Source organism: Nocardiopsis halotolerans DSM 44410 (assembly GCF_000341065.1).
GTDB classification, from domain to species: domain Bacteria; phylum Actinomycetota; class Actinomycetes; order Streptosporangiales; family Streptosporangiaceae; genus Nocardiopsis; species Nocardiopsis halotolerans.
This window is the reverse complement of sequence record NZ_ANAX01000200.1, coordinates 1-1,505: the sequence shown is the minus strand read 5'-3', so window position 1 is coordinate 1,505 and position 1,505 is coordinate 1. Positions and strand designations below refer to the sequence as shown.

The 1,505-nt window shown below is 74.2% G+C and carries 1 protein-coding gene; it reads left to right on the top strand.

Annotated features, from left to right (window positions below):
- Positions 1-9: 9 nt before the first annotated feature.
- Positions 10-1,505, top strand: a 1,496-nt coding sequence (locus D455_RS34725; RefSeq protein ID WP_241480258.1) for an exonuclease V subunit alpha, incomplete at its 3' end; no start/stop codon positions are given.

Here is a 1,505-nt window from a genome sequence, read left to right as displayed (position 1 = left end):
CTCCGGCCCCTGCCGCAGGTGACCGTGGAGCAGGCCGACTTCTGTGCCCGCAGGCACCTGGGTGAGGGTGCACGGCCCGACGACCCCCGGCGGCTGGCGGCGTTCACCGCGCACGTGCTGCGGATGTCCGCGGCGCGGGGGCACACCGTGGTGGAGGAGAAGCGGCTGGCCACGGTGGTCGGCAAGCTCGGGGTGGCCGATCCGGGCACCGCGCTGGAGGCCGCGGTCGCCGACGGGAGCGCCGTGGTGCTGGAGAGCACCGACGAGGGCGACGATGATGACGAGGACTTCGACTTCGCCGAAGGTGGAGTGCCGGACCTGCCCGACCCGGAACGCTTCTACGCGCTGCCGGACGTGGGGCACGCCGAACAGAGGCTGGGTGACCAGCTGCTGCGGTTGATCGGCGGCAACGACCCGATCATGGACCTGGTGACCGCTGGCGAGACGGTGGACGGGGCGGTCGAGAGCGGCGGGTTCACGGTTTCGGAGCGCACGCGCGACGCACTGGTGACGGTGGCCCTGCGTCCGGTGACGGTGCTGCGGCACGGGCCCGGTGACGCCGCGGAGATCGCGCGGGCACTGGTGTGCTTGGACGCGATCGCCACCGAGAGTCAGGTGGGGATCGCGGTGGCCGCGCCCACCGCGCAGGCCGCCGCGGCGGTCAACGCCGAGCTGGCGCGGGTTCGTGGCGGGAAGTCCGAGGCCGAGGGGGCGGAGGAGTCCGCGGAGTCCGAGGAGGATCAGGGGACCGGAGGGGCCGGAGAAGCCGAGAAAGCCGGGGAGGCTGGAGAAACCGGGGAGGGCAAGGAGACCGGGAAGTCTCCCGTGCGGGCGGTGACGCTGCCCGAACTCCTGGCGCAGGCGCCGGTGAAGGCCGGGCTGGTGGTGCTGTGCGAGGCGATGTCGGTGGGCGTGGCCCGCGCGGCCGAACTGGCGTCGGTGTGCGCGGACGACGCCCACCTGGTACTGCTGGCCGATCCGCACCAGGCCCCGTCTGCGACGCCGGGCCAGGTGGTGCTGGACATCGCCACGTCCCGGACCGCACACGTGGCCGAGGTGGCTGGCGACGATGCGCCGGGACCGATCGCGGAACTGGCGGCGGCCGTGGCCGGTGGTGAGGTCACCGAGGTGGCGGCACCCGAACGCGAGGTGGTGCGGGTGCCAGCGGCGTCGGCCGAGGAGGCGGTGCACCGGGTGGTGCAGCTGGTGACGGACTCGATTCCGCGCGCTCTGGGGATCGGGGCGGAACACGTGCAGGTGGTGACCGCGCGGGAGGACGGCCCGGCGGGCGCGCGTGCGGTGAACGCCGCGTGCAAGGAGAAGCTGAATCCGGGACCCGGCGCGCATGGTGGTTTCGACGTGGGTGACCGGGTGCTGCTCGCGGCGGACGGTCCGGGATACGGGCCGGGTGACACGGGTCGTCTGCGCGAGGTGGGCGACGGGGCCGTGGTGGAGCTGGTCGGTGGCGCGCGGGTGCGGGTCGCCGACCCGTCGGCGCTGCGCCC